At 68.0% G+C, this 24,931-nt stretch carries 2 protein-coding genes (1 of these 2 only partly in view); both read right to left on the reverse strand.

Features of this window, described 5'->3' with window-relative positions; translation table 11 throughout:
• Positions 1 to 24,014, reverse strand: partial view of a scabin-related ADP-ribosyltransferase gene (locus AC07FN_RS33495; RefSeq protein WP_478399218.1) — the 5' portion only. 19,312 nt of this gene lie to the left of the window's left edge; 24,014 of the gene's 43,326 nt are visible here — the first part of the coding sequence; it begins with the start codon at positions 24,012 to 24,014; its stop codon lies off the left edge, out of view.
• 554 nt (positions 24,015 to 24,568) lie between these two features.
• A partial coding sequence (locus AC07FN_RS33500) for a hypothetical protein (protein ID WP_478399219.1) occupies positions 24,569 to 24,931 on the reverse strand: 363 nt, incomplete at its 5' end.

Raw genomic sequence — 24,931 nt, forward strand, 5'->3', positions numbered from 1 at the left:
GGCTTCTTGTCCGCTTCCACAGCGGCTCGTGCGGCAGCCCTGACCACGCGGCCTGCCTCCTCGGTGCCCATGTCGTACTTGACGGCCAGGGAATGGGGCGTGAACTTCTTACCGCGATTCGTGGGCGCCTGCACGTCTTCTTGTGCGGCGGCGCTGTTCTGGGGCAGCGCATCGTCGGTGCCGACGTGGTATCTGTTCGCGAGCGCCACGTCCGGCTCGGTGTCGAGGAAGCGGAACACCTCACCGGGCTGCACCTCCACGATTCCCCGGTCCCGGTCCTCGGGCACGAGCAGGTCGTACTTCACACCACCCAGCAGGCCACCCGCCGGTTCCGGATACCTACCGGTGAACTCCTTCAACCCGCGGGCGAACTCCAGGGCCGCCCGATCGCCCTGCTCCCGGCGAACCCGATCGATCATGGCGAGATCCCGCTCGTACTGCGCCCGGGCGTCGGCATCCTCCGGCCCAAGGCTCAGGTGCTTGACGCCGGCCTGGTGCGCGATCGCCCGGGCGAGCGGCAGGGGCACATCAGCGACCTTCCCCTTCTCCGCCCACGTTGACAGCCGGTCGTACTGCTGCCGCCACGACTCGTAGGACGGACCGGGCGGACGGTGCCAGACCACTTCCCCGGTCTTGTTGTTCCGGATCTCGACGATGTCCGCCGGCGGGATCGCTCCCGTGAAGGCGACCTCCTTCTCCCATCCGAAGGAGTAGTTGACACCCCATCGCTGGAAGGTCTCGGCCACGTCGATGCCCGTCTCCGACGGCACGATCTTGTAGCGGTACGGCCGTTGCTTGTAGTTGAGTTCGGAATCGTAGGTCGTGGAGACGAACTGGGTGCGTCCGGTGGACCCGACGTGCGTCTCCAAGGGCCGGACCTTGTCGGGTTCCTTGGGCACGAGCCCGTTCGCGAGCGCCACGTTCGGCTCGGTGTCGAGGAAGCGGAACACCTCACCGGGCTGCACCTCCACGATTCCCCGGTCCCGGTCCTCGGGCACGAGCAGGTCGTACTTCACACCACCCAGCAGGCCACCCGCCGGTTCCGGATACCTACCGGTGAACTCCTTCAACCCGCGGGCGAACTCCAGGGCCGCCCGATCGCCCTGCTCCCGGCGAACCCGATCGATCATGGCGAGATCCCGCTCGTACTGCGCCCGGGCGTCGGCATCCTCCGGCCCAAGGCTCAGGTGCTTGACGCCGGCCTGGTGCGCGATCGCCCGGGCGAGCGGCAGGGGCACATCAGCGACCTTCCCCTTCTCCGCCCACGTTGACAGCCGGTCGTACTGCTGCCGCCACGACTCGTAGGACGGTCCGGGCGAACCCTCGTTCTCCGTCGTGGTCGCGCCGCGCCGCTCGGAGCGGTCGGGCACCACGGACGTGGCCGGGACGTCGGCCATCCCGTCCGCCGGAACCACCTGGGACCGCAACCCGTCCGGCGGGAAGGCACGCCACTGGTTGCGGCCACGGCCGTTGCCAACCAGGGCAACGACTTCCTTGCCCAGGTCGGAGGCCAATTTCGCGCCGCTTTCGGCGAAACTCGCCGGCTGCGTCTCCGGGTCCTGCGGCGAAAGCAGCACGATCCGCTCGGCAGCGGGATCGGCCAGGCTTCGCACCATGTCCGACGTCACCGGCTGCCCGCCCGGCAACGGCACCACGTCCACGCCCTCCGTGATCGCGGGCAGCCGGTGCGTCGGCACTGCCGTGTGCGTCTCGACGGGTCCGGGCCGGGTGGTGCCCGGCAGTTCGGGCCCACCGAACTCGTTACTGACGTGGTGCTCGTGTTCGGCCTCCCGAGAACCGAGCGGCTCCATCGGTAGCGCCCAGTCGCCCGCTGAGCCGAAGGGCTGCCGCTGCGGGTAGTGGCCGTGTTCGGGGTTTTGCGGGACACCACCGGCGATGTAGGGCATCGCGGCGAGGGTGTTGCCGCTGCCCGAGGTGACCTCGGTCGCCTTGCTGCCGGTCGTCGTCTTCGACCCGTCCATCTCGATTCGCGTGCTCACGCCCTCGAGTTCGCCGTGGCCGGTGAGCTTGGAGTGCGCGGTCACCTTCAGCCCGAGGCCCGGCGGCAGTTCCAGCGCCGCCCCCTCCGGTCCGGGCGCGTTCTGCAGCGCGGCCACCCGGCTCCGAGTGAGCTCGGCGCGCAGCATCCGGCTGGTGTGCGAGTCGACCGTGCCGCCCGCGTCCCTGATGCCTTGCTCCACTTGGCCGACCAGGGCATCGACGTCGCCCCTGAAGTCGATCACCCGGAACTTGGCGGGGTCGTCCGGCAGCGTCTCCGTGGGCTCCGCGGCATGCCACTTCAGAAGCACCTGCTCAGTCGCATCCTCTGCGGATCGCTTGGTGGTGTGCCCCTCGCCGGTTCCACCCCGGGTGCCGACGGCCGTGGTGTCCTCGATCGGGGTGATCGTGGTGACCTCGCGGGTGTCCGGCGCCGCCGCGATGCGCTCGCCGTGTCGCTCGATGCGCACGTCGAAGAGCATCTCGGTGCGGTGCTGGGCGAGCGCGCCCTTCACCGTCTCGGTGTGCACGTGCTCGGCCGTCCGCTCGCCCGTGGTCTCCCGGGTCTGCTTGAGCCACTCGAAGATGTGCCCCAACCCGAAGCCGAAGTTGCCGTAGGGCGCGCCGTGCTTGCCGGGCGTCGTCTCGGCGTGCGCGGCGGCGGAGTCGTTCTGGAACATGGCGGCCGGCGCGAGGAGGGTAAACGCCTCGGCCACCACCCTGGAGAACTTGCTGGCGGTGCTGGCGGTCCGCGTGGTCCTGGAGACCTTCGCCATCTCGGCGTGCGTGATGCCCTCCGGCTTCGCCTCGCCCAGCTTCTCCGCGCTGACCCGCAGTTCGTAGGTCTCGCCGATCAACCGGTCCTGCAACCGCAGCGGGGTGCTGGTGCCGCCGCCTTCCAGGTCGCCCAGCGATGCCTGGAACTGCGACAGGTAGCGCTCCGCCTCGCGGTAGTTGTCGTGCGTGCTGTGCTCGGTCCCCAACGGCGAGGGTGGCAGCAGTCGGTTGGCCTGCTCCTCGCCGAGGCGCTGCACCAATTGTTCCCGCAGCGGCGCGAGGCGGTTGGTGAGGTCGATCGGTTCGATGACGCCGTCGGCCCACTTCGGGGCGCCGATGTTCTGCCCCTCCGGCACCGGGCTGAGCACATCGCCATCGTGCGCGAGTTCCGCCTCAGGCACGGCAGACGGTACTTCCCTGCCGGCCTCGCCAGCGCGCCGCGCGTCCTCCTCCGCCTGCCTGTTCCGGATCTCGTCCAGCTGCTCGGGAGTGACCAAGACCTTCGCCGCGCGCGGCAGCTCGAAGCGCTCGGCAGCCCGGTTTACCTTCTCCGGCTTGAACACATTCCAGCGGTCCAGCTTGCCCCGGCTCCACGTCTCCCCCGCCACCGTGGCCTCCACCGAGGCGGAGATCAAATACATCTTGCGGGGCTCCGGGGCCACCGAGACGGTGTTGGAAACGGCGGTGCTGTGACCCTTCTTGTGTCCCCAGCTGCTCACCCAGAGGCTCAGCTCGTGCAGGAGCAGCCCCAACCCGTGGGTGACCGTGCCCGGAGTGTGGATCTCGTTGGTGCTGGTCGGCAGGTACGCCGGTTCGGTGGCGTTGGCCCAGGTCCAGGCCCCGCCCTTCTCCGTACTGGTAGTGCTGCCGCCGGTGATCGACTGCTCCGGCTGCTGCCAGACGGTCTGGAGGATCTCCGGGTTGCGCAGCATGTAGGACACCGCGCCCTCGGCGTGCGCGTCGGCCCGCCTGCGATGCCAGAAGAGCCCGCTGATCCGGGTCGGGCGGTTGAACGCACGCGGGTCACCGGTCAGCGCTTCCTGCGAGATCGCACGGTCGATCAGGCCGGAGTTCTGCCCGTCCTCGAACTTCCAGATCGGATCGCCGGATGCCCGCACCAGCACCCGCCGCACCGCCTCCCTCACGTGCTCCAGCCCGTGGAACGACACGACTTGCGCCCAGTCGAGCTCGCGGGACGCGCCGCGGCGGAGCTCATCGCTGCGGTTGATCGAGACGTCTGCCAGCTCTGTGCGGTTGACCGGCTGCACGTCCGGGCGCAGCTCTCCGTGCGAGGCGGGCAGTTCGAGGACCACGTCCACGGTGACCGTTCCCGGCTCGCGCCCTTCGGCGGCGGCCGCGGAGTCCACGATGTCCAGCGAAGGCCGCTCTGGCGCGTGCTTGCCGGGCTTACCGACGCTGATGCCGCGGACCAGCTCGTTGTGCTGGTTCCAGTGGTGCCCGGACACGGTGAGCTTGATCGTCGCCCGGTACCGCCGCATCGGCTCGGGCCGGACCTTGCCATCGGCGTCCAGTTCCGATCCGCGCACGCCGCCGCCGGAGAGCTTGGTGTCCTGCCCCATCCCGGACGACTCGGACCGGTTGTAGGTGACCTTGCTGGATGCGGTCAGCAAGCCCGTGCCGCGCAGGGCCACGTACACGCGGGCGACGCCGCCGCCGCTGAGCGTCCAGTTCCGCCTCTTGGCGAACGTGCCGCCTTCCGACTCGGAGATCTTCTCACCCGTGACGGTGCTGTCGGTCGGCCCGAGGTCGACCAGGCCGCCCTCCAGGCTCGCCGTCACCTCGAACGATGCATGGTAGTCGTGGCCCCGCCCGGGTTCCGGTTCGAGGTCCAGCACCAGCGGCCGGTCGGTGAGCATGTCCGGCGCGCGGCGGGCCAGCTCCGCGGGAGAAATCCCGCCGCGGATCTCCTCGCCCCGGGCCAGCTTCCGCTCGTCCTTGGCGGAAATGCCCTTGTCCAGGGGCGGATCGTCGAACTCTGTGACGAATCTGGCGTCCCGCCACTTCCACCGCTTGTGGCCGGGCAGCTTCGCCGCCGAGTCTTCCATGATCCTTGCCAGCCGCCCGTTCGCTTCGCTGAGCTGCATCGCCGCGCAGGCCGCAGTGTCCTCCACTGCCCTTCGGGTGGGTGCCTCGTCCGCCGCTGTGGCAGCGTCGATGCCGTGCCGCGAAGCCTCTGCCGCCTCCGCCAGGTGGTAGCCGCGCACCGCTGCGCGGAAAATGATCGGCGGATGCCCCGGCTTGCGGATCTCCAGGTCACCAACGGTGTGGAAGCGCGTCGCCGCGCCAGTGTGGGTTCGGGTCGTCTCCGTCCCGGTGCCACGCTCGTAGCCCTGTTCGTGGCTGGTCCCGTACCCACCACCCACGGATGGGCCGCCACCGGCCGAGACCATTCCGACATCGAAACCGGGCCCGCCGGCGAGCGAACCATCCCCGCTGACGCTCGTCGAGTTGGCGTCGCTGGCGGTGGCCGTGTCCGAAGTGGTCTTCTCGAACCTCGCGCCGTCGATGGTCTGGTCGTAGGCGACCTGTCGGATGACGACGCGCATCTGCAGCCGCTGGCCCCTGCTGCGCACGATCCGCTTGATCGGGTTGCCACCCGGCAGCAACGCGTCCGCGGACACCCAGCCTAGGCCCGCATCGGCCTGGTCCGGGGTCACCGTCATCTCCGGCAGATGCTGCTTGATGTTGCCGGGGCTGACGAACTTCCGGATGGTGGCGAGGGCGTCCTCGCCCAGCTTGCCGACGTAGGTGGCGACCTGGTCGAACATGGTGTTCCGCCGGATATCGCCCGGCCGCTTGCTCCAGGGCAGCGAGCGGCGGCTGGGTACGAGCAGCGGCTTGTTCTTGTACCGGCCCTGCACGTCGGTGCGGACTTCGGCGTGCTCCGGTGCCCAGTGGGGCAGCTGCGCGGGCACTGGCACCCGGCGTCCCGCCCCTGCCATGCCGACGGGCACACCGAGTTCGACCGTGACCGGAGTCTGGTCGCCCAAGGCCCGGCCGACCTGCACCTGCGGCAGGGTCGGGTTCCCCTCGCTGTCAAGCCGCGAGATGAAAAACGTGGCCGGCGCGCGCACCGCACGCATCCCCCGGTAGCCGGACTCGCTATCGGTGCTGTCCGGAAGCGCGACCCGGTTCTGCTCGCTGTGCACGTGCTTCCGTGAGCTGCTGCGAGACGTCGCAGCGGCGGTCGGCGCATTGACTCCACCCAACAGGAACAGACCCGGAACTGCCGGGACGAAGAAGAACCACCGCGACATCGGGGTACGACCACTGGACGTGGCGGCACCGTCGCCGCTCGCGTGCGAGGTCGCCCCGGAGGGTGTCGAGAGGTCCGCCTCGATGGAAGTGGCCTCCGCCCACTCCAGCTCGGCCCTGACCAGGAGGCGTTTCCCCCCCACTTTCAGCTCCCGGCCGCCGCCGAGGAACGACTCGAACTCGTTCGCCACGGCGTGCCGCAGGTCGTGAATGTCCTCGGCGGACGGTGTCTTGGTCAGCAGGCTCTGGGCGGCGGAAACGATCCGGTCGGCGCCCTGGGTGGCGGTGAGCTGCCTCGCGGCACCGAGTCCGCGGTTCCCGCGCAGGTAGCGCGGCAGATCACGCCGGGAGAGAGCCTCGTTCCCGGCCGGGTCGGTGTTTTCGGGGTGCTCGGTCACCTCCGCGCCAGAGCTGTTCTCCTCGCTGTCCCCGTCCCTTTCAGCTCCGTCGCCGTCCTGCACCGCCGCCGCGGGCTCGCTCCGCTCGGCGGCTTCCCCGGGGGTGGTATCCGTCCGCGACGCGCTGAATCGTTCATCGGGGGTCTGCTCGGCGGGCCCGAACGCTTCGGTGACCGGCTCGCCGGACCGGGTGGCGGCGCCACCCATCTCCATCGAGTCGGTCAGCGCCGCTGACCAGTCGACTTCGGACTTCGCTGGGGCTGGCGGGTCGCCCTCGCCAAGCGTCGCGAGGTCGCCCCCAGTGCGCAGCTCCGCCGGTTTCACGACCTCCGCGATCACTTCCCGGTGCCCGTCGGAGGCCACGGTGAGCAGCTCGCGCACGGGCTCGGGCTTGTGCACCTCGTGGTACTCGCCGTCCCGCCAGACGGTGTCGGTCACCGTGCGGACCAGCCCGGCCAGCTCGGGACGCGAGGCAAGGAACCGAATCGCGGCCGTCAGCACGACGTCGGGGTCAGCGTGCCGTGCGAGCGCCGGGGCAATTGTCGTGAGGTGCAGGTCCCCGTCACGGTTATGGAGGTCGCGCACCAGCGTCTGCACGACCTTCCGGGTGAGTTCGGCGGTCGCAGCCGGATCACTGATCAGCTCCGCACCGCTGGTCGGTTCACTCAGCCACGTGGCCGCGGACATCGGGGCCACCGCAGGCACCATCGGCAGGTCACCCCAAGCTCGGTATCCGAGAGCAGTCAGCACCTCGGACAACATGTCCGGTCCCGTCCGCCACATCAGCGAGTTGCGGCGAGCCCGCATCATCGGCCAGTCGAACTGTTCCTTGGGAACGTCTTTGAGCCGCGTGAACAGCTCCCCTTGGGGCAGGGCGAATTTCTTGCCCATGAGCTGCAGCATGACGTCCGCCACGGGGTGGTTACGCGGCATCGCGTACGCCGAATTGCCGAGCTTGCGCACGCTCGTTGTCAACATTGCCCACGCTTCCGCCCTGCGGACAACCTCCTGCGCGAGTGACGTGCTGCGGACGAAATTGTCCCCATCCGTGTAAGTACCGCCGAACGCGCGAAGGATCTCAATCCGGGCGATGTCGCTGGCACCCGCCCATCCCGGCCCGGACAACTTCAGCAGCTGGCTTCGGAAATACGGGGACAGCCGCATGGGAAACTCGGCGTGGAAGATCTCGTTGATATCGACCAGGCGCACTCGGTTCTTGCGGGCCCACTCGATCATCTCGCGCACCCCGGCGTGCGGATCCGGAGAACCGTCGGTGGGTGCAGCGGCGGCCCGGGCGGCGTGGAACTCCGTGCGCGGGATGTCGGTCCACAGCACTGAAGTGCCAGCGTGCTTCGACGCGGCCTCGCCGAAGTTCTCCCAGACTTCCGCTGACTTCCCCGAGGACACAACCGGGCTGCCGAACCAGATCGTGTGCAGCAGCGAGGGCATTTCCAGGTCGGCGTCCAGCGGCTTGACATCGCCCGGCGCCCACTCCGAGCGCGTCCCCTCGGGGCGGTGGACGGTGATCACCTTGTCGGGGGCAGATGCGAGGTCCTCGGGCTTGATCACGGCAGGGGCGTCGTGCGTGAGGTCGACCGCGTCGAACAGCGCGTCCAACTTGTCGGTTCCCAGCTGGGCGAGGTCCACTTCGGCCAGCAGATCCGACCGGACCAATGGGTCCAGCAGACCGAAGTAATCCTCGCCGAGCAACGGGGCCGGCTCGGACCGCTCCGAGCGCACGGACTCCTCAACGTCCCGCAGCACCCGGTCCGCTGCCGCGTCGATTTCGTCCTTCCGCATCATCGGTTCGGCCGTTAGCAGCTCGGTGCGCCGCCTGGCTCGGCTCTCCGCCAGGGGCTCCTCGCCGTCCGGCCAGCGCGTGCCGTCGTTCACGGGCGCGTCGGGAACCGACCTGTCGCCGACCGACGAATCCGACTCGGAATCGTTCGCCGCTGCCCGGTCGGACGCGGGCACGTCCACCCGCTCGGTCGGGTGCGAGTCCGCCTGCGCAACTTCGCGGAGGTTCTCGGTGTCCGCGTCGGCGGCCGAGTTTGCCGAGTTGCCGCGACACTCCAGCCGCTGCACGGCGTCGGGCCGGTCGGCATGGTCGACGTACGGTCCCAGGCGGTTCTCGGCGTCCCACAGCGCCATTTCGAATTCCCGAAGGGCCACTTCGAAGGCCGGCATGTGCGACGCGACCTGAGCGGCGTCGTGAATGTCCCGCAGCGCCCGAAGAACGCTCCCCATCTCGCCGAGCCGGGGACGGAGGCCTTCCGTTCCCTCAGGCAACGCCCCTTTCTCGATCTGGTCGATCTCCTTCATCGAGGACATGGTGGAGTTGGAGAACAACCGCCAGGCCCTGTCCGTCAGGCCTTCGCCCAGCCTGGTGACATTGCCGTGAACGTTGGAAAGGTCCTGCCACACGTTGTTGAGCCGGTCAGTGATTTGGACAGCGTGCGCCGCCGGCGAGTTGGTCGTCCGAACGGGCGCCAGGGAACCGTTGCGCTGCGCGGCCCTCCTGTACTCCTCGGCTACGGCGTGGAACGCCCTCCCGTTCAACGGCAGGTCAGTCGGGCGGTAAGGAGCGCCGCGGACCTCGAACAGGATCAACCTGTTCACCTCGTCCACACCCATCGCGCCCATGCCGTAGTCGACGTCCAGGTTGCCGCTGTGCAGCGGGTAACCCGAGGGAGGCGACAGCAGGTCCTTCTTGAACGCTCCCTCGTTCCGGCCTTTCACGATCGAACCCAGCCAGTCGACAATCCGCGGCCCGGCCGATTTCGTATTCTCCTCCTCGGTGTCGTACGGCTTTGCGAAGACCAGATCCGATGCCCGGCGGCCCAGTGCCGCCATGAAATCCGGAACATCCTGATCCGGCTCCGCAAGGAGCAGCCTGCGCACCTGCTCCCGGTCGGCGTCGGTGAGCAACTTCTCGTAGACGGACACGAAGTCGCTTCGGCTGTTCAACCGGAATCTGAATTTTACATCGCCGTTACCGAACGTTTCCGCTCCGGCACGTTCGAGGTACATGGCAAGCAGCTCCACGAACCCACGGGAATCCTCCGACAGTGAGTCAGGGGATTTCTGCTCGTAGAGCCGCCGGATCCGGTCCGCAGACTGATGAATCGTCGTCGCTTGTCTGGTCGTCAAGAGTTCGTCGATGACCTCGTGGAGGTCTTTCAGACCGATGCCGTAGGTCGCCTGCATACGGGCTTGGAACCGGATGTCCTCGACGATGACGGGTGTGTCCCTGCGGAGATGCGCCTCTCGCGCAGATCCACTCGCCACCTGCGATAGTGAGAACGGCTGGCCGGCCAACGCGAGTTCTCGCATCGCGCCGATCACGCCCACGATATCCCGGATCGCATCCTCGATCTCGCGCATGCTCGACATGGGGGACAACACGAACTCGAGATCGGAACGATCGGAACCCGCGACATCGTCGGTTTCCAGTCGCCACCCGACACCCTCGAGCAGAACCTCACCCCGGGAGGAGAACGGGACCCTTACACCCGGCAGCTCCAGTTCGAACCCCACCTCGGCGATTAAAGACGGCGAGAGTGGGGGCTCGGAGGAGGCGAGCGCCGAAGCGTCCTGCGGTGCAACGGCCCGCTCTTCGGGCCGATTCGGCTCGGAATCGGCCGCCGCCGCCCGGTCGGACGCGGGCACGTCCACCCGCTCGGACGGACGCGAATCCGCCTGCGCGACTTCGCGGAGGTTCTCGGTGTCCGCGTCGGCAGCCGAGTTGTCTCGCGGCTCCAGCTGCTGCACAGCCTCCTGATAACCGTCCTCGCCGAGCACCATGCGCAGGACCGTGTCCAGCGTGTCCCCGGCGTTCGCCAGGAACGCCGCCCGCACCTCTTGGACCGCCGCAGGGTCCCCGCGCAGCGCCGCCAGCTCGTTCAGCACCGCCTCCTTGTTGACCGAATCCCGCGACAACAAGTAATCCAGCGTCCGCGCCCAGCGCTCCGGGCCCGGCACCGCCACGTCCGGGCGCAGCCCCTGCGAGATCGCAATCTCCTCGATCCGCCACAGGTGGCGTGGCAGGAACGTCCGCTGGTGGGTGCCCATCAGCCCGTCATCGTCGATGTAGGAGTTCTGCGGGCGATGCGGCCGGCCTGTCGTGGTGTCGGTGGGCATCGGCGGGTCGGCCCGGTTGAACACCAGCCGGTCGTCGGCCTTCGGGCGCGCCTGGATGTTGCGGGCCTGGTCCTGGCGCAGCGCCTGGAGGAATTCGGGTTCCAACCCGAGGTGGCGACCAACCGCGTCGGCGAGGTTGAACGCGCCGGTCCGGGTATCCCAGGCTCTCGGCTTGCCGGGCGCCTTCTCCATGAGATCGACGCGGAAATGCGAGTCCGACGAGATGTCGGTGAATTGCAGGTTGACGAAGAACCCCGAATCCGGGTGCATCCGCTCGGGATCGAACAACCCCGAGGCCGCGCCGGTCGCGCGTTCCTTCAGCTCATCAATCTCCCGCTCGGCCTCCGCGAGCCGCTGCTTCCACTCATCCGCCTCCGCCCGCAACTGCTGCGCCTCGTCCTGCAGCCTCGCATCATGCGGTTCGCGCGCCGCGTCCGCCTCGGCTTCGGCGGCCCACCGCTCGTGGGTGCGTGCTTCTTCTCGCAGCTGGCCCACGGTCGAATCGGTGTTCAGGTGCGTCCGGACTGTGTACTCCGGCAGCCACACACCGTCTGCGGCCTGCCGCCGGCCCAGCTGGTAGGCCCCCAACTGGCGGTACTCGTCGGGAAGGCCCAGCCAGTGTCCGAGCTCGTGGGCAAACTCGAAGTCGTCGGCGGTGTACGGGTTCCAGCTGAGCTGGTCTGAACGCGCACCCGGATCTGTGTGGAGATGGATCGATTGATGCGCCTGCGTCGGGTCATCGACGAACTCGAGCCGAATGTGGAACTGGTCGCCGGAACGCGGCATCCGGTAGCCCTGGTTGAACACCTCGTCCACCGCACCGGCGGCACGCCGCTTGACATCGTCGACCAGCTGCCGCCGCTGATCCAGCTCCACGCCGGCCGCATAGGCCTTCTCCCGCTGCTCGTCGGCCCGACGCCGAGCAGCATCGACGTCGGCCTGCGCGCGGGCCAGCGCGTCGGCGTTGTCTGGCGACGAATCCAGTTGCAGTTGGAGACGCCGGACCGCGACGGTGGCATCGGCGACGGCGGCATCGGCGTCGGCTTCCTCAGCGAGCCGCAGCTCACGCTCCGCGCTGTTCCGCGCCGGCGCCAGGAATTCATCTTTCTTCAGGTGCGCCTTGAACGTGAACTCCTGAACCCCGCGCCCGTTGACCTCGAAACGCCGCCAGTCGTAATTGACCATTACGACGCGGTCCACGACATCGTCGGGGCGGCTGGACATCTTGGCACCGCTGATCTCGAAGTCCGCCGAGCCATCCGGGAGCGCGTTCCGCAGGTGCTCCCAGTCGGTGGGCTTCAGCGGGTTCGGCAGCGGGGTGAACCACGACGCCTCCCGTACCGGGGTACGTCGCCAGGCGAGATTCTCAGGACGCGGCGGCCGCAGCCCCATCTTGCGCAGACCGGCCTCGTCGGTATGCACGAAGACCTTGTCCCTGACGTGGAGCGGCTTGTTCCAACCCTCAGGCGCACCCTCCCGGTAGTTGGGCTCGATCGTCCAATTCGCCATGGCGCTCACCAGGTAGGTCTCGCCGCTGGACTTCTGCTCCGGTTTGGCGTCCTTGAACTTCGACTTCGCAGCCGAAGTCTGCTGCCAGGAGTACTCCGGTCCGCCGATCGTGGCCTGCGGGACCTGCCGGACGCGGGCGCTGGGCTTGAGGACCGGCCCTTCCTTGTGCTCCTCCTTGATGCTGGTTGTGGTGGAGCCCTTGGTCGTCAGTCCTGCCGAGTCCGCGGTCGGTGTGACGTGCGCATCGTCCAGGTAGGCATGAAAGACCAGGGACTCCAGCGGGTTCCGCGTGAGGTCGGCGGCGTGGCTGTCGTGGTCGAGGCCGTCGAGTCGGTAGCCGCCTTCACGCATAGCGTCCGGCAGCTGTGCCGAGAGCGCGCTCGTGGTGGTGCCGGTCAGGATGGCGTGCCGGGTCCAGGTCGCGCCCAGCGGCACCGGCGGCGCGGTGTCTTCGGCCTGCTCGGCCGGGGGCGCGAGGAACCGCTGGAGGACCTTGTGCATCTCGTCCGAGTTCGCCTTCGCGTGGCTCATCTCGGGCAGCGTGTCGATCCGCTGCGGCTGGTACTCGGTGGGAGCGAGCTCGCCGATGGGTACGCGGGTACGCACCACGCCGGGCAACGCCGGCAGCGGGAGCGTCCTACTGGTGCTCGCCGGGGTCACCAGGTCGGCGAGGCCCAGGGTCAGGGTCCGCGGCGCGCGGTTGGCGTGCGCGGTCTTGGCCACCGTAAGTACGAGGTCCAGGTCGTGTTCGAAAATCACGAAGTCGCTCTCGAACGAGTACGTCCGGGTGCTTTCCTCACTGGCGGTCTCGACGAGCTTGGCGGACGACTTCTGGGCGGCGGCGCCCTGCCCGATGAACGCCACCGGTTGCCGCGAACCATCCCCCGACTGTCGTGCGCCGAGCATCGGCTGGACCCGGCGCTGTTGACCGCTCTTCGTGGTGACGGCGTCCTCGGAGGTCGTCTTGATCTCGTGCTTCTCGCTCCACCCGGATTCGACCCCGTCGAACCGGCCGGGGCCTTGCCGCCCCTTCAAAGTCAGCGTGACATCGATCGTGCCGAGCGGCCCCAACATCGTGGTGGACCACCGCTTGCCTGGTCCGCGCAAGTCCTTCAACAGCGCCTGCAAGCCGCGCGGGGCGACGTCACGGACGCTCTGCCTCCACAGGTCCCGGCTGGCGCGCGGCTCGGCCGTTCCGAGCGCGAGCTTGGTCAGGTAGTCGGTGAACTGCTGGCCGGCGGTGCGCGGCACGTTCTGCTGCGGGACGCTGCCGAGGAGCTCCTTGATGCCGCTGACCAGGCGCCCGGTGACTTCGGGCCGGACAGTCGCCGAGGCGTGCCCGTCGTCGACGAACGCGGTCGGCTCCCAGCCCGAACCGTCGCCCGTGGCCGGGGTGGTCTTCGCGTCCGGCCCCAGCCCGAGCCGGCCGATCTCGCCAGCCGGCACCCAGAGCTGGACCGAGCCCTTCTTGTGGGCTTCGAGGTGCCGCGTGTTCCCGACGGCGTCGCCCAACGGGTTCGCGCCGTGTTCGGCCTCACTGCCGCTGTACAGCGTGCTGCTGTCGTAGGTGACCAGGTAGGCGAGGCCCTTGTAAGTCGTGGTCGTGGTGTGCTCGAACTCCTGGCTGACCGACCGCCCCTTCGATGCCGACTGCGGGGCCGAGTGGCTGACCATCGGCATGATCCTGGCGCCGTCGCCGTTGCTCTGCCCGCCGAACCGGACGCGCTGGGTCCAGCCGCCGCCGCTGAATTTGGTGGTGCTGTGTCCGGTGGCGCCGCTGACCTTGCTGATGAAGTTCAGCTCGACATTCTGCGGTGGCCCGTTCAGGCGCGCGTTGCTCAGCACCGTGTGCTGCTTGATGTCGCCGAGCCGCTCCTCAGCGGACAGGAACATGCCCTCTGCGTAGCGGTGCACCACGCCCTCGTAGGTGCCGGTGGTGACGCTGTCGAAGTGGGTGGCGACCTCTTCCGGACCAGCGAAGGAATGCACCTGGTGCGCGGCGATGACGTTGTTGTCGCCGAAGTCGCCGAGCAGCCGGCTGGTGAGCTCGTGACCGCTGACGACGGGCAGGTCCAGGCCGTGCACCACGTAGTAGTCGGGCAGCGCGGCCGGCTTCCAGCCCTCCGGCCGACGCGGTGTGTCGTGCTCGACCTCGTGGAAGGCGGAAGCGTTGCCCTCGCCGGTAGCGTTGGCACCTGCGCTGTTCGCGTCCGCGGGCCGGTCGCCGATGGGGAGTGCCCCACCGACGAAGGTGGTCGCCGGGCCGCCTCGGACGGTCCGCTGCTCGAGCACGCCATCGTTGTCCAGCACGGTGATCAGGTAGTCGACCTGCTTCGGGTGCGCGCCGACGTCGGAGGACTTCCAGCCCTGGCCGCGCCCAACTCCACCAGATGAGTCCAGTGTGGACTCCACGGTGTTGTACTTGTCCGCGCGTTGGACGTTGAGGTTCAACTGCCCCCATGCTTCGGCGCGCCCGCGCAGGCCGGCACCGCCGCCGAGGGTCTTGCCAGTCTTGACCGAACTGCTGTGCTCCACCTTCGTGCTGCCGGTCAGCTCGCCCTTCAGCCCGGCGCCCGGCACACGCCCGGCAGCAGCCTCGGCCTCGGCCGTGCCGGAGTCGAAGGTGCCGTACCCTCCGCGCGGTTGGGAGCCACGCGGAACGGCCTGGATGACCACGCCGACGAGCTCGTCCGGGCGGGACGTGTCGGCGTAGGTGGCCTTGGTGAACACCAGCGGCAGACCCGGCCCGTTGAGATCCGGGGAATGGCTGCTGAACCCACGGTCCGACACGAAGTCGTTCAGCATCACCTCGTTGTCGGCCATGTGCGCTTCGGCGGTCCCGCCCTCGGGCTGCAGCACCCCCGCAGGCAGCATCTCGCGCAGTGCTGCGTTGACCGCGGCAACGTTGGAGAATCGGGTTTCGGCGGCGCCGAGGACCTTCTGCGGTGGGAACGGCTCCCCATCGAACTGCGTCGGCGAGGTCGCGTCCGAGTCCGTGCGTGCCGGGGCGAGCGCGCGCCACTTGGTAACGCCGTCCTCCATGTCGTGTGAGGTGTCCTCCACCACCCCGTCATCGAACGTGACCCGCAGGTCGTAGGTCAGGTCCGCGCTGACGCCGCGCAACTTGCCCTGGTGCTCCCACTCGAGTTCGATGCGCAGGTCGTCGCCGAGGGTCTCGCTGTGCTCTTCCTGCGAGGTCAGCTTGCCCTGCGCCGAGACACGCGCGTCGAGGCTATTGGCACCGTCGTCGTAGATGCTCTTGGCGAGACCCAACCGGCCGCCGAGACCAACCGGCTGTTCCACTGTGGCCTGCATCTCGCGGCCGTCCTTGCGGCCGAACTTGGTGGTGAACTTCGTGTCACCCGCCAGGACTTCCTCATCGGTGAGCAGGGCGTGCGACTGACCCTGGCGGACCTTGAGCTCGAAGGTCGCGGTGCGGGTCTTCCCGGTCCCGTCCCGGATCTCCAGCTTCTCGGTAATGGTGCCGCCGGACAGCAGTTCCGGCCCGCGTTGGCTGAGATTGGCGCTGCCGACCATGCCCCGCAGAGTGTTGCGCAGCGACGAGCCGATCTCGTCGGCCTTGCCAGCCCAGTCATCGTGCCGGTGCACGAGAGCCTTGGCGCTGTCGAACAGCGCCTGGCTGCCGCACAGGTAGACCGACTCGCCGGGCCGCGCGGATGCGTGCTCGCCGTTCAGCCAGGCTTCAAACCCGGTGGCGGACCCGCTGCCGAGCTCCGCAGTGTCCACGCGCCGCAGGCCGTGCAGGACGTTCGGCGTGCTCACGGTCGCCGCACCGGCGCGCTGCCCGCTGAGTTGAACGGGTTCCTGGCCGTTGCGGCGCACGGTGACGGTGTGCGTCAGGTCGTGCGAACTCGTGGTGCGGGCGCCCAGCGGCTTGAGTGACGAGCCGTGCCGGAGTTCCGAGCTGTCGGTGGCCTTCCAAGACGATTGCGGGGTGAGCCCCTTGAGGCTGGTCGCGATCTGCACAGAGGCGCCGGGCACGGGGATGCTGGCGCGGTAGCCGTACCCGTCGTCCCAGCGGCCTGGGGAGGACGCCTCGTGCTTGACCTCGCCGTAGCCGCCCGAAGAGTTCTCGATCTTGTTTCCTTTGGGCTTCTTGCCGCCCTTCCCCGGCTTCCCAGGCTTGCCGGGCTTCTGGGCCGCCGTCTCCGGTGCCCCTCCGGAAACCGTGTCGTCGGTAAGCCGCGCGTGCACAGAGATCTCCACTGCGTCCGTGCCGCGGCCGACGCTCACGGTGAGCCCCTCGCCGTTGAGGACGGTGAAATTGGTCTTGAGCGCGGCGTCGGACAGCCCGTGCAGTACCTGCTCGATACGTTGCTCGGTCACCCCGGCCCGTTCAAGCGCTTCCTGCGCGGTCCGCCGAATCCCCTGGCCGTCGATTTTCTCCGCCCGGACGACGTTGTGTGGCAGCAACACCCGCACCTCCGCCGCTAGCTGCGGCGGGGCCACCTCCTGCTGCCGCTCCCCCACGAGTTCGGAGGCCTTTGGCACGATCGCATCCTGCGCGGTCTGGGTGATCGGCGTGGTGTCTGCGTGGTAGCTGGTGTGGGCTTGGCTGCCAGAGGGTGTTGACGTGGTGGGGTTGGTGGGTGCGGGTGCGCCGCCGGGCAGGCCTGGGACAGGTGGCCGGTGTTGGCCGTTGTGTAGGTGTGCTTCGATCCAGGCGATTTCCTCGGCCAGGCTCGTGACATGTGTGGGTACCGGACGGTGGGTCCATTCCGGGTATGTGTTCCGGGTGTGGCGCCACTGGGCGTAGGCGTGGCGTGCGTCTTGTGCGGTGACTGTGGGGTTGTTGTCGGGTTCGGTGCCTTGCCGGCGGGTCTTCCGCATCGCCGACCGCACGTGTTCGAGCAGGTCACTGTCCGGTTCTTCCGGCCACCGGAGCTGTGCCGCCGGTTGCGTGACCCCGGTGTCGGGTTCGCTCGGCCGCGGTGCCTCGTGCGCAACGGCGGTTTCGTTGGGCAGTGGTTTTTCGGTGGGTGGCGGTGGGGTGTTCGTGGGGAACGCGGCCCCGGCCTGTTGGCCGCTGCCGTCGACCAGCGGCCAGCCTGTCGGCTCCGGATTGATGGGTCCGGGCGAGGAGAGCACGCCGGTCCGGTCACCGAGCCTGGTGGACAACGGCCACACCTGTGTGTCCGGGCTGGCTGCCACCGGCGGGTACGCGGGAAACGACACGCCGACCTGGTCGCCATGGTCGTTGGACCAGGGCATCGCGTGGCGAGTCGCGTTCCATCCCGGGGCCGGGAAAGACTCGATCGCATCTTCGGCGGTTTCGTCCCAAGCCTCGAACAGGTCAGCATCCGCGACACCGGTCAAGTCCAGGTCCAGGTCGAGGTCGGTCAGGTCCACGTGGGTCGGGTCGAAGCCGGCCGGGTTCACGCCGGTCAGGTCCACGTGGGTCAGGTTGAAGTCGGTCGGGTTGAAGTCGGTCGGGTCGAAGCCGGTCGGGTCGAAGCCGGTCAGCTCCTCGTTGGTCAGGTCGAGGTCGAGGCCGGTCAGGTCGAAGTCCGCCGTGTTCGGGTCGACTTCGGAGTGCTCCGGCATCAGCTCATCCGGGAAGGGACCGTGTTGTTCTCTGGACTCACCGGCCGCCGTGGCGGAGTCCGGCCGTAGCCGTTTCGCCGGTGGCTCGAGCGGCTGCTGGTCACTGCCGGAAGAAGCCCGGCGTTTGCGTTGCGCTCTGGTGCCGGGGCCGGTGTCCGTGGTGGCGCCTGACTCGACGACAGCAGCGGCTGTGCCCTGTCCCGTATCTTCGTGCACACCGGTATCAGCGTGGTCACCGGTGCCCGGCCGGCTGCCAGCCGGTGCTGGAGCAGAGGTCTCGATGAGCCGCAGCTCGTTTCTGGCTTCGGGCTGGGAGCTGATCAGCACGTGTTCACGCAGCTCGGCGAACGAGGGCAACCCGTACCGCGGGCGAAGCCCCTCATATACCTCTGTCAGCGCACGGTCCCGTAGTTGCCCGCCCCACTCCTCACGGCCCTGCGAGTTCTTCCCAATCGCGACGTTCAGGGTGGGACGCGCATCAGGCGGACTCGCCACAAACCGGCCGACGAAGCCCTCCAGCCGCCACAACAGCCGCTGCTCAGCAGCGGCCGACAGACGATGGGTATTGCCGGGGAGAAAACCGACGGTCAGCCAACGGGCGTTGCGATAGTCCTCCGCGGTCCGGCCCGACAGGCCACCGGCAGACCAGATGTCGAAATTGGACTGAAGGGGCAAGTCGGGGTGTTCGCCGCGTTTCCTGCGTTTCCTACTAAGCTTGACCCAAGACCAGGTCACCGGCAGACGTTCCAGGACGGCCGCGAGTTCATCACCGACGCCGCGCTCACCGTCCCCATCGGCCCCGTTCTCGCCCTCACCACGCGACGGCCGGTGCTTCATCCCCTGGTCCAGCAAGCCTTTGATGCGGCTCTGCGTCCGCTCCTTCACCGTCGGCTGCCACGCGCCCGGCAGCGACCCACGCGGCGGATTCGGCCTCCTGTCACCTTGGACATTCGTCCAAACCGTGATCCGGATGTCCGGCAACTCCACCTCCGGCCCCCACCTCGCAACCAGCCCCGCGATCACTTCGCCCAACTGCCTCCCATACTCCACAACACGCTCCACGTCCAGGTGGAGCAACTCCGTCTCGTCCACATCAAGGACGCGGAAGATTCCGTCACGCACGTCATCCGGCAATCCGGCCTGAGCGACACCAGCAGCATGTGACACCAGGCCCGGCAACAGCAGCGAGCCACCGTCACCGACCACCTCACCGCTCGTCTCTACCTCAGCGGACACCTCCACAGACAGCGACACCGGCCGCCACCACGCGAACACAGTGCGGAGGCTGACCAGGCGGCCGGACAGTTTCACCACCCCGGGGGCGTTCATCTGTCCGCGCAGGCCTTGTGCCCATTGCCGCACGAGCTCCTGCGTGACCCCACCGTTAAGGCGATGTGCGCGGTCGGTGGTGAGGGGTAGTTGTTGGCCGTCGTCCCAAGAGAGGTTCTCCAGGTATTCCTTCAGTGTCTGCGGGCCTTCGTCTCCCGGACGCCACTGGATGATCTGGTTCTGTATCTCGGCGGGCACCTCCACAGACGGCGGCATCGGCCGCCACAACTTGAACACGGCCGATGAGGAGATCAGGCGGCCGGACAGCGTCGCCGCCTCGGGGGCGCTCATCTGTCCGTGCAGGCCTTGTGCCCATTGACACACGAGATTCTGCGTGACCCCAACGTTAAGGCGATGTGCGCGGTCGGTGGTGAGGGGTAGTTGTTGGCCGTCGTCCCAGGAGAGGTTCTTCAGGTATTCCTTCAGTGTCTGCGGGCCTTCGTCTCCCGGACGCCACTGGATGATCTGGTTCTGTATCTCGGCGGGCACCTCCACAGACGGCGACATCGGCCGCCACCACTTGAACACGACCGTTGAGGAGATCAGGCGGCCGGACAGTTTCGCCGCCTCGGGGGCGCTCATCTGTCCGTGCAGGCCTTGTGCCCATTGCCACACGAGATTCTGCGTGTCGGGATGAAGGTGGTTGCTCCCGTCACGGGTGAGGGGTAGTTGTTGGCCGTTGTTCCAGGAGAGGTTCTTCAGGTATTCCTTCAGTGTCTGCGGGCCTTCGTCTCCCGGACGCCACTGGATGATCTCGTTCTTTATGTCGGCGGGCACCTGCATGGTCTGGGTGATCGGCGTGGTGTCTGCGTGGTAGCTGGTGTGGGCTTGGCTGCCAGAGGGTGTTGACGTGGTGGGGTTGGTGGGTGCGGGTGTGTCGCCGGGCAGGCCTGGGACAGGTGGCCGGTGTTGGCCGTTGCGTAGGGATACTTCGATCCAGGCGACTTCCTCGGCCAGGCTCACGACATGTGTGGGTACCGGACGGTGGGTCCATTCCGGGTATGTGTTCCGGATGTGGCGCCACTGGGCGTAGGCGTGGCGTGCGTCTTGTGCGGTGACTGTGGGGTTGTTGTCGGGTTCGGTGCCGTGCCGGCGGATCTTCCGCATCGCCGACCGCACGCCTTCGAGCAGGTCACCGTCCGGTTCTGCCGGCCACCGCAGCAGTGCCGCCGGTTGCGTGACCCCGGTGTGTGTTCGTGGGGAGATGGTGTGCTGTGCGGGGTGCGGCGCAATAGGGTCGCGTCGTTGTTCTCCAGCGGTTTCGACGGTGTGGGTGTCTTGCAGGCGCTGGGTGGCCATGTAGTGGTTTGTGCCGTTGTAGACGATGTAGTAGGTCCGCCTCGTGCCGTCGTCGACGGTGCCCTGGGTGGACAGGACACCGTCGGGGCCGATCACCTTGATGTTGACGTCCAGCAAGCCGGCGACGAGTTGGGGAGCGATGTCACCGCCGTCGTTGTTCCAGGTCCTGGATTTGCGTATGTTGGCTGCGGCTTCCTGTAGCTGCAGCGTGGCCTGCATGTCATCGCCGTTGGCGAGGGCGGCGAAATAGGAGAGGTGGCTATCGTCTTGTAGAAGGTAGTCAGCGAGTGCGTGACGCAATCCCGGCACGGTCCGCGCATAACCGCGTCGGTCCCATTCCTCCTGTGGCACGGAATCCACAACCGACTGGTAGAAGCAGTCCCCGTCGGCTGCGACATCGCGGATTTGCAGCCCCAACGCCCTCGCCGTTGTGCGTTGCGCGTGCGGTACCTCGAACTCACTGGACGCGAGCGCGAGCCCGGCGAGCTGGGTCAGCCTGGAGATGTCCTCGTTCCTGCCGCTAAAGCCGCCGCTGCCCTCATTGGCGGTATCACCTGCGCCCGGCATCACCAAACCGGCATCATCCATAACGGTATCGTTGGGCAGTGGTTTTTCGGTGGGTGGCGGTGGGGTGTTCGTGGGGAACGCGGCCCCGGCCTGTTGGCCGCTGCCGTCGACCAGCGGCCAGCCTGTCGGCTCCGGATTGATGGGTCCGGGCGAGGAGAGCACGCCGGTCCGGTCACCGAGCCTGGTGGACAACGGCCACACCTGTGTGTCCGGGCTGGCTGCCACCGGCGGGTACGCGGGAAACGACACGCCGACCTGGTCGCCATGGTCGTTGGACCAGGGCATCGCGTGGCGAGTCGCGTTCCATCCCGGGGCCGGGAAAGACTCGATCGCATCTTCGGCGGTTTCGTCCCAAGCCTCGAACAGGTCAGCCCAAGTCTCGAACAGGTCAGCATCTGCGACACCGTTTTGGTACTCGTGGGGCAGGTCCTCGTGGGTCGGGTTGAAGTCGGTCGGGTTCCCGTAAGTCTGGTTGAAGCCGGTCAGGTACTCGTTGGTCAGGTCGAGGTCGAGGCCGGTCAGGTCGAAGTCCGCCGCATTCGGGTCGACTTCGGAGTGCTCCGGCATCACCTCATCCGGGAAGGGACCGTCTTGTTCCAACCTCCCTTCGTGCACACCGGTATCAGCGTGGTCACCGATGCCCAGCCGGCTACCAGACCGGGAAACGCCCGGCTGTGCCTCGTCGGTGTCGTCGACGTCCGGTTCGGGTAGACCGTCAGAGCCGGCGTCGGACCCGATCAACCCCGACGGTGTCGAGCCCGCGAACAGCGAGCCGCCGTCGGTCTCTTCGCTGGGCTGTGCACCCACAACACCCGGCGCCGAACGGCCGATGAGAGCGTCCACACCCCACGCAGCGGCGCCACCCACCACCGGCTCGTCCTGCTCGGCCGGAGGCAGCACACCACCTCCCGCTACGTCGCCCTCACCCCTACCGGCATGGCCGGAAGCGGGTTGCGGCGCCACGCCGTCGTCTCGTTGTCCTCCAGTGGTGTGGGTGTCCTGCGGTGACCAGGTGGACATGCCGGTGTCGGCATGGACACCGGTGCCCGGCCGGCTGCCAGCCGGTGCTGGAGCAGAGGTCTCGATGAGCCGCAGCTCGTTTCTGGCTTCGGGCTGGGAGCTGATCAGCACGTGTTCACGCAGCTCGGCGAACGAGGGCAACCCGTACCGCGGGCGAAGCCCCTCATATACCTCTGTCAGCGCACGGTCCCGTAGTTCCTTGACCCGCTCCTCACGGCCCTGCGAGTTCTTCCCAATCGCGACGTTCAGGGTGGGACGCGCATCAGGCGGACTCGCCACAAACCGGCCGACGAAGCCCTCCAGCCGCCACAACAGCCGCTGCTCAGCAGCGGCCGACAGACGATGGGCATTGCCGCGGAGAAAACCGACGGTCAGCCAACGGGCGTTGCGATAGTCCTCCGCGGTCCGGCCCGACAGGCCACCGTCAGACCGGATGTCGAACCCGGGCACGAGCGGCAAGTCGGGATCCTGGCCGCGTTTCCTTGTAAGACTCGCCCAAGACCAGGTCACCGGCAGACGTTCCAGGACGGCCGCGAGTTCATCACCGACGCCGCGCTCACCGTCCCTATCGGCCCCGTTCTCGCCCTCACCACGCGACGGCCGGTGCTTCATCCCCTGGTCCAGCAAGCCTTTGATGCGGCTCTGCGTCCGCTCCTTCACCGTCGGCTGCCACGCGCCCGGCAGCGACCCACGCGGCGGATTCGGCCTCCTGTCACCTTGGACATTCGCCCGGACCGTGATCCGGATGTCCGGCAACTCCACCTCCGGCCCCCACCTCGCAACCAGCCCCGCGATCACTTCGCCCAACTGCCTCCCATACTCCACAACACGCTCCACGTCCAGGTGGAGCAACTCCGTCTCGTCCACATCAAGGACGCGGAAGATTCCGTCACGCACGTCATCCGGCAATCCGGCCTGAGCGACACCAGCAGCATGTGACACCAGGCCCGGCAACAGCAGCGAGCCGCCGTCACCGACCACCTCACCGCTCGTCTCTACCTCAGCGGGCACCTCCACAGACAGCGACATCGGCCGCCACAACTTGGACACAGTCGGTTGGGAGATCAGGTAGCCGGACAGTTTCGCCACCCCGGGGGTGTTCATCTGTCCGTGCAGGCCTTGTGCCCATTGCCGCACGAGTTCCTGTGTGACCTCAACGTGAAGGCGATGTGCGCGGTCGGTGGTGAGGGGTAGTTGTTGGCCGTCGTCCCAGGAGAGGTTCTCCAGGTATTCCTTCAGTGTCTGCGGGCCTTCGTCTCCCGGACGCCACTGGATGATCTGGTTCTGTATCTCGGCGGGCACCTCCACAGACGGCGTCGGCCGCCACAACTTGGACACGGTCGTTCGGGAGATCAGGCGGCCGGACAGTTTCGCCACCCCAAGGGCGCTTTTCTGTCCGTGCAGGCCTTGTGCCCATTGCCGCACGAGATTCTGCGTGTCGGGATGAAGATGGCCGCTCACGTCGTTACGGGTGAGGGGTAGTTGTTGGCCGTTGTTCCAGGAGAGGTTCTTCAGGTATTCCTTCAGTGTCTGCGGGCCTTCGTCTCCCGGACGCCACTGGATGATCTCGTTCTTTATGTCGGCGGGCACCTGCATGGTCTGGGTGATCGGCGTGGTGTCTGCGTGGTCGCTGGTGTGGGCTTGGCTGCCAGAGGGTGTTGACGTGGTGGGGTTGGTGGGTGCGGGTGCGCCGCCGGGCAGGCCTGGGACAGGTGGCCGGTGCTGGCCGTTGTGTCGGTGTGCTTCGATCCAGGCGATTTCCTCGGCCAGGCTCGTGACATGTGTGGGTACCGGACGGTGGGTCCATTCCGGGTATGTGTTCCGGGTGTGGCGCCACTGGGCGTATGCGTGGCGTGCGTCTTGTGCCGTGACTGTGGGGTTGTTGTCGGGTTCGGTGCCTTGCCGGCGGATCTTCCGCATCGCCGACCGCACGCCTTCGAGCAGGTCACCGTCCGGTTCTTCCGGCCACCGGAGCTGTGCCGCCGGTTGCGTGACCCCGGTGTCGAGTTCGCCCGGCCGCGGTGCCTCGTGCGCAACGGCGGTTTCGGTGTCCTGGAACTGATCGGTGCTGTGCCGCCCCGCGTGCGTGGTCGCCGTGTCCGGCACGGGAGAGTCCACCGCCATCGTCGGTGGCATGCCGGGCACGGTCGCCGGGCTGCCCTGCGGGCGCGTGAGCGAGGATGTTCCGCCCGATGCCGAGCCACCCGATGCCGAGCCGGTCTGCGGTAGGCCGGTCATCGGTGGGGTTGGGCCGGTCTGCGGTAGGCCGGTCTCGGGCAGTTCCGTGTGTGGAATGCCGGTGTGTGGCGTGGTTCGGGGCGCATCGGATTCGGTGTTGCCGACGGGGACAGCGGATGTGGCCGGGTGCTGTCCAGCCGTGGGCACATCGACGGCCGGAGCCGGAGTGTCCACGGCAGGCCGCCCGTCAACAGTGGGCGATGACGCGCCAGGCGTGGGAGCCCCGGCGACCGGATTGGCGACACCGGCCGCCGGAGCACCCGCAGTCGGTGGAGTGCCCGACACGGGTGTCTCGGTGACTGAGTTCATCGCACCCGATGCGGGCAGAGGTGTTCCCGGTGGCGGGGTGCCCGCTGCAGCGGGGGCGGGGTTCGGCCCACCACCCTGACCGAGCACACCACCGGCCCCCACACCCATACCCACACCCGTTGCTGCCGCGGCAGCGGTGGTGGTCAGTGGGCTGATGCTGGCCGGGCCATCGGCAGAAACGCCGCTGCCGGCAGGCGCAGAGCCGGTGTCGCTGCCGTAGCCCGAATCCGCATCACCGGACCCGCCGCCGGTGTCACCGAATCGGCCGCCGATGTCACTGTCATAGCCGGAATCCGCATCACCGGACCCGCCGCCGGTGTCACCGAATCGGCCGCCGATGTCACTGCCGTATCCGGAATCCGCATCACCGGACCCGCCGCCGGTGTCACCGAATCGGCCGCCGATGTCACTGCCGTATCCGGAATCCGCATCACCGGACCCGCCGCCGGTGTCACCGAATCGGCCGCCGATGTCACTGCCGTATCCGGAATCCGCATCACCGGACC

The sequence above is a fragment of the Saccharopolyspora sp. NPDC045941 genome (assembly GCF_056431445.1).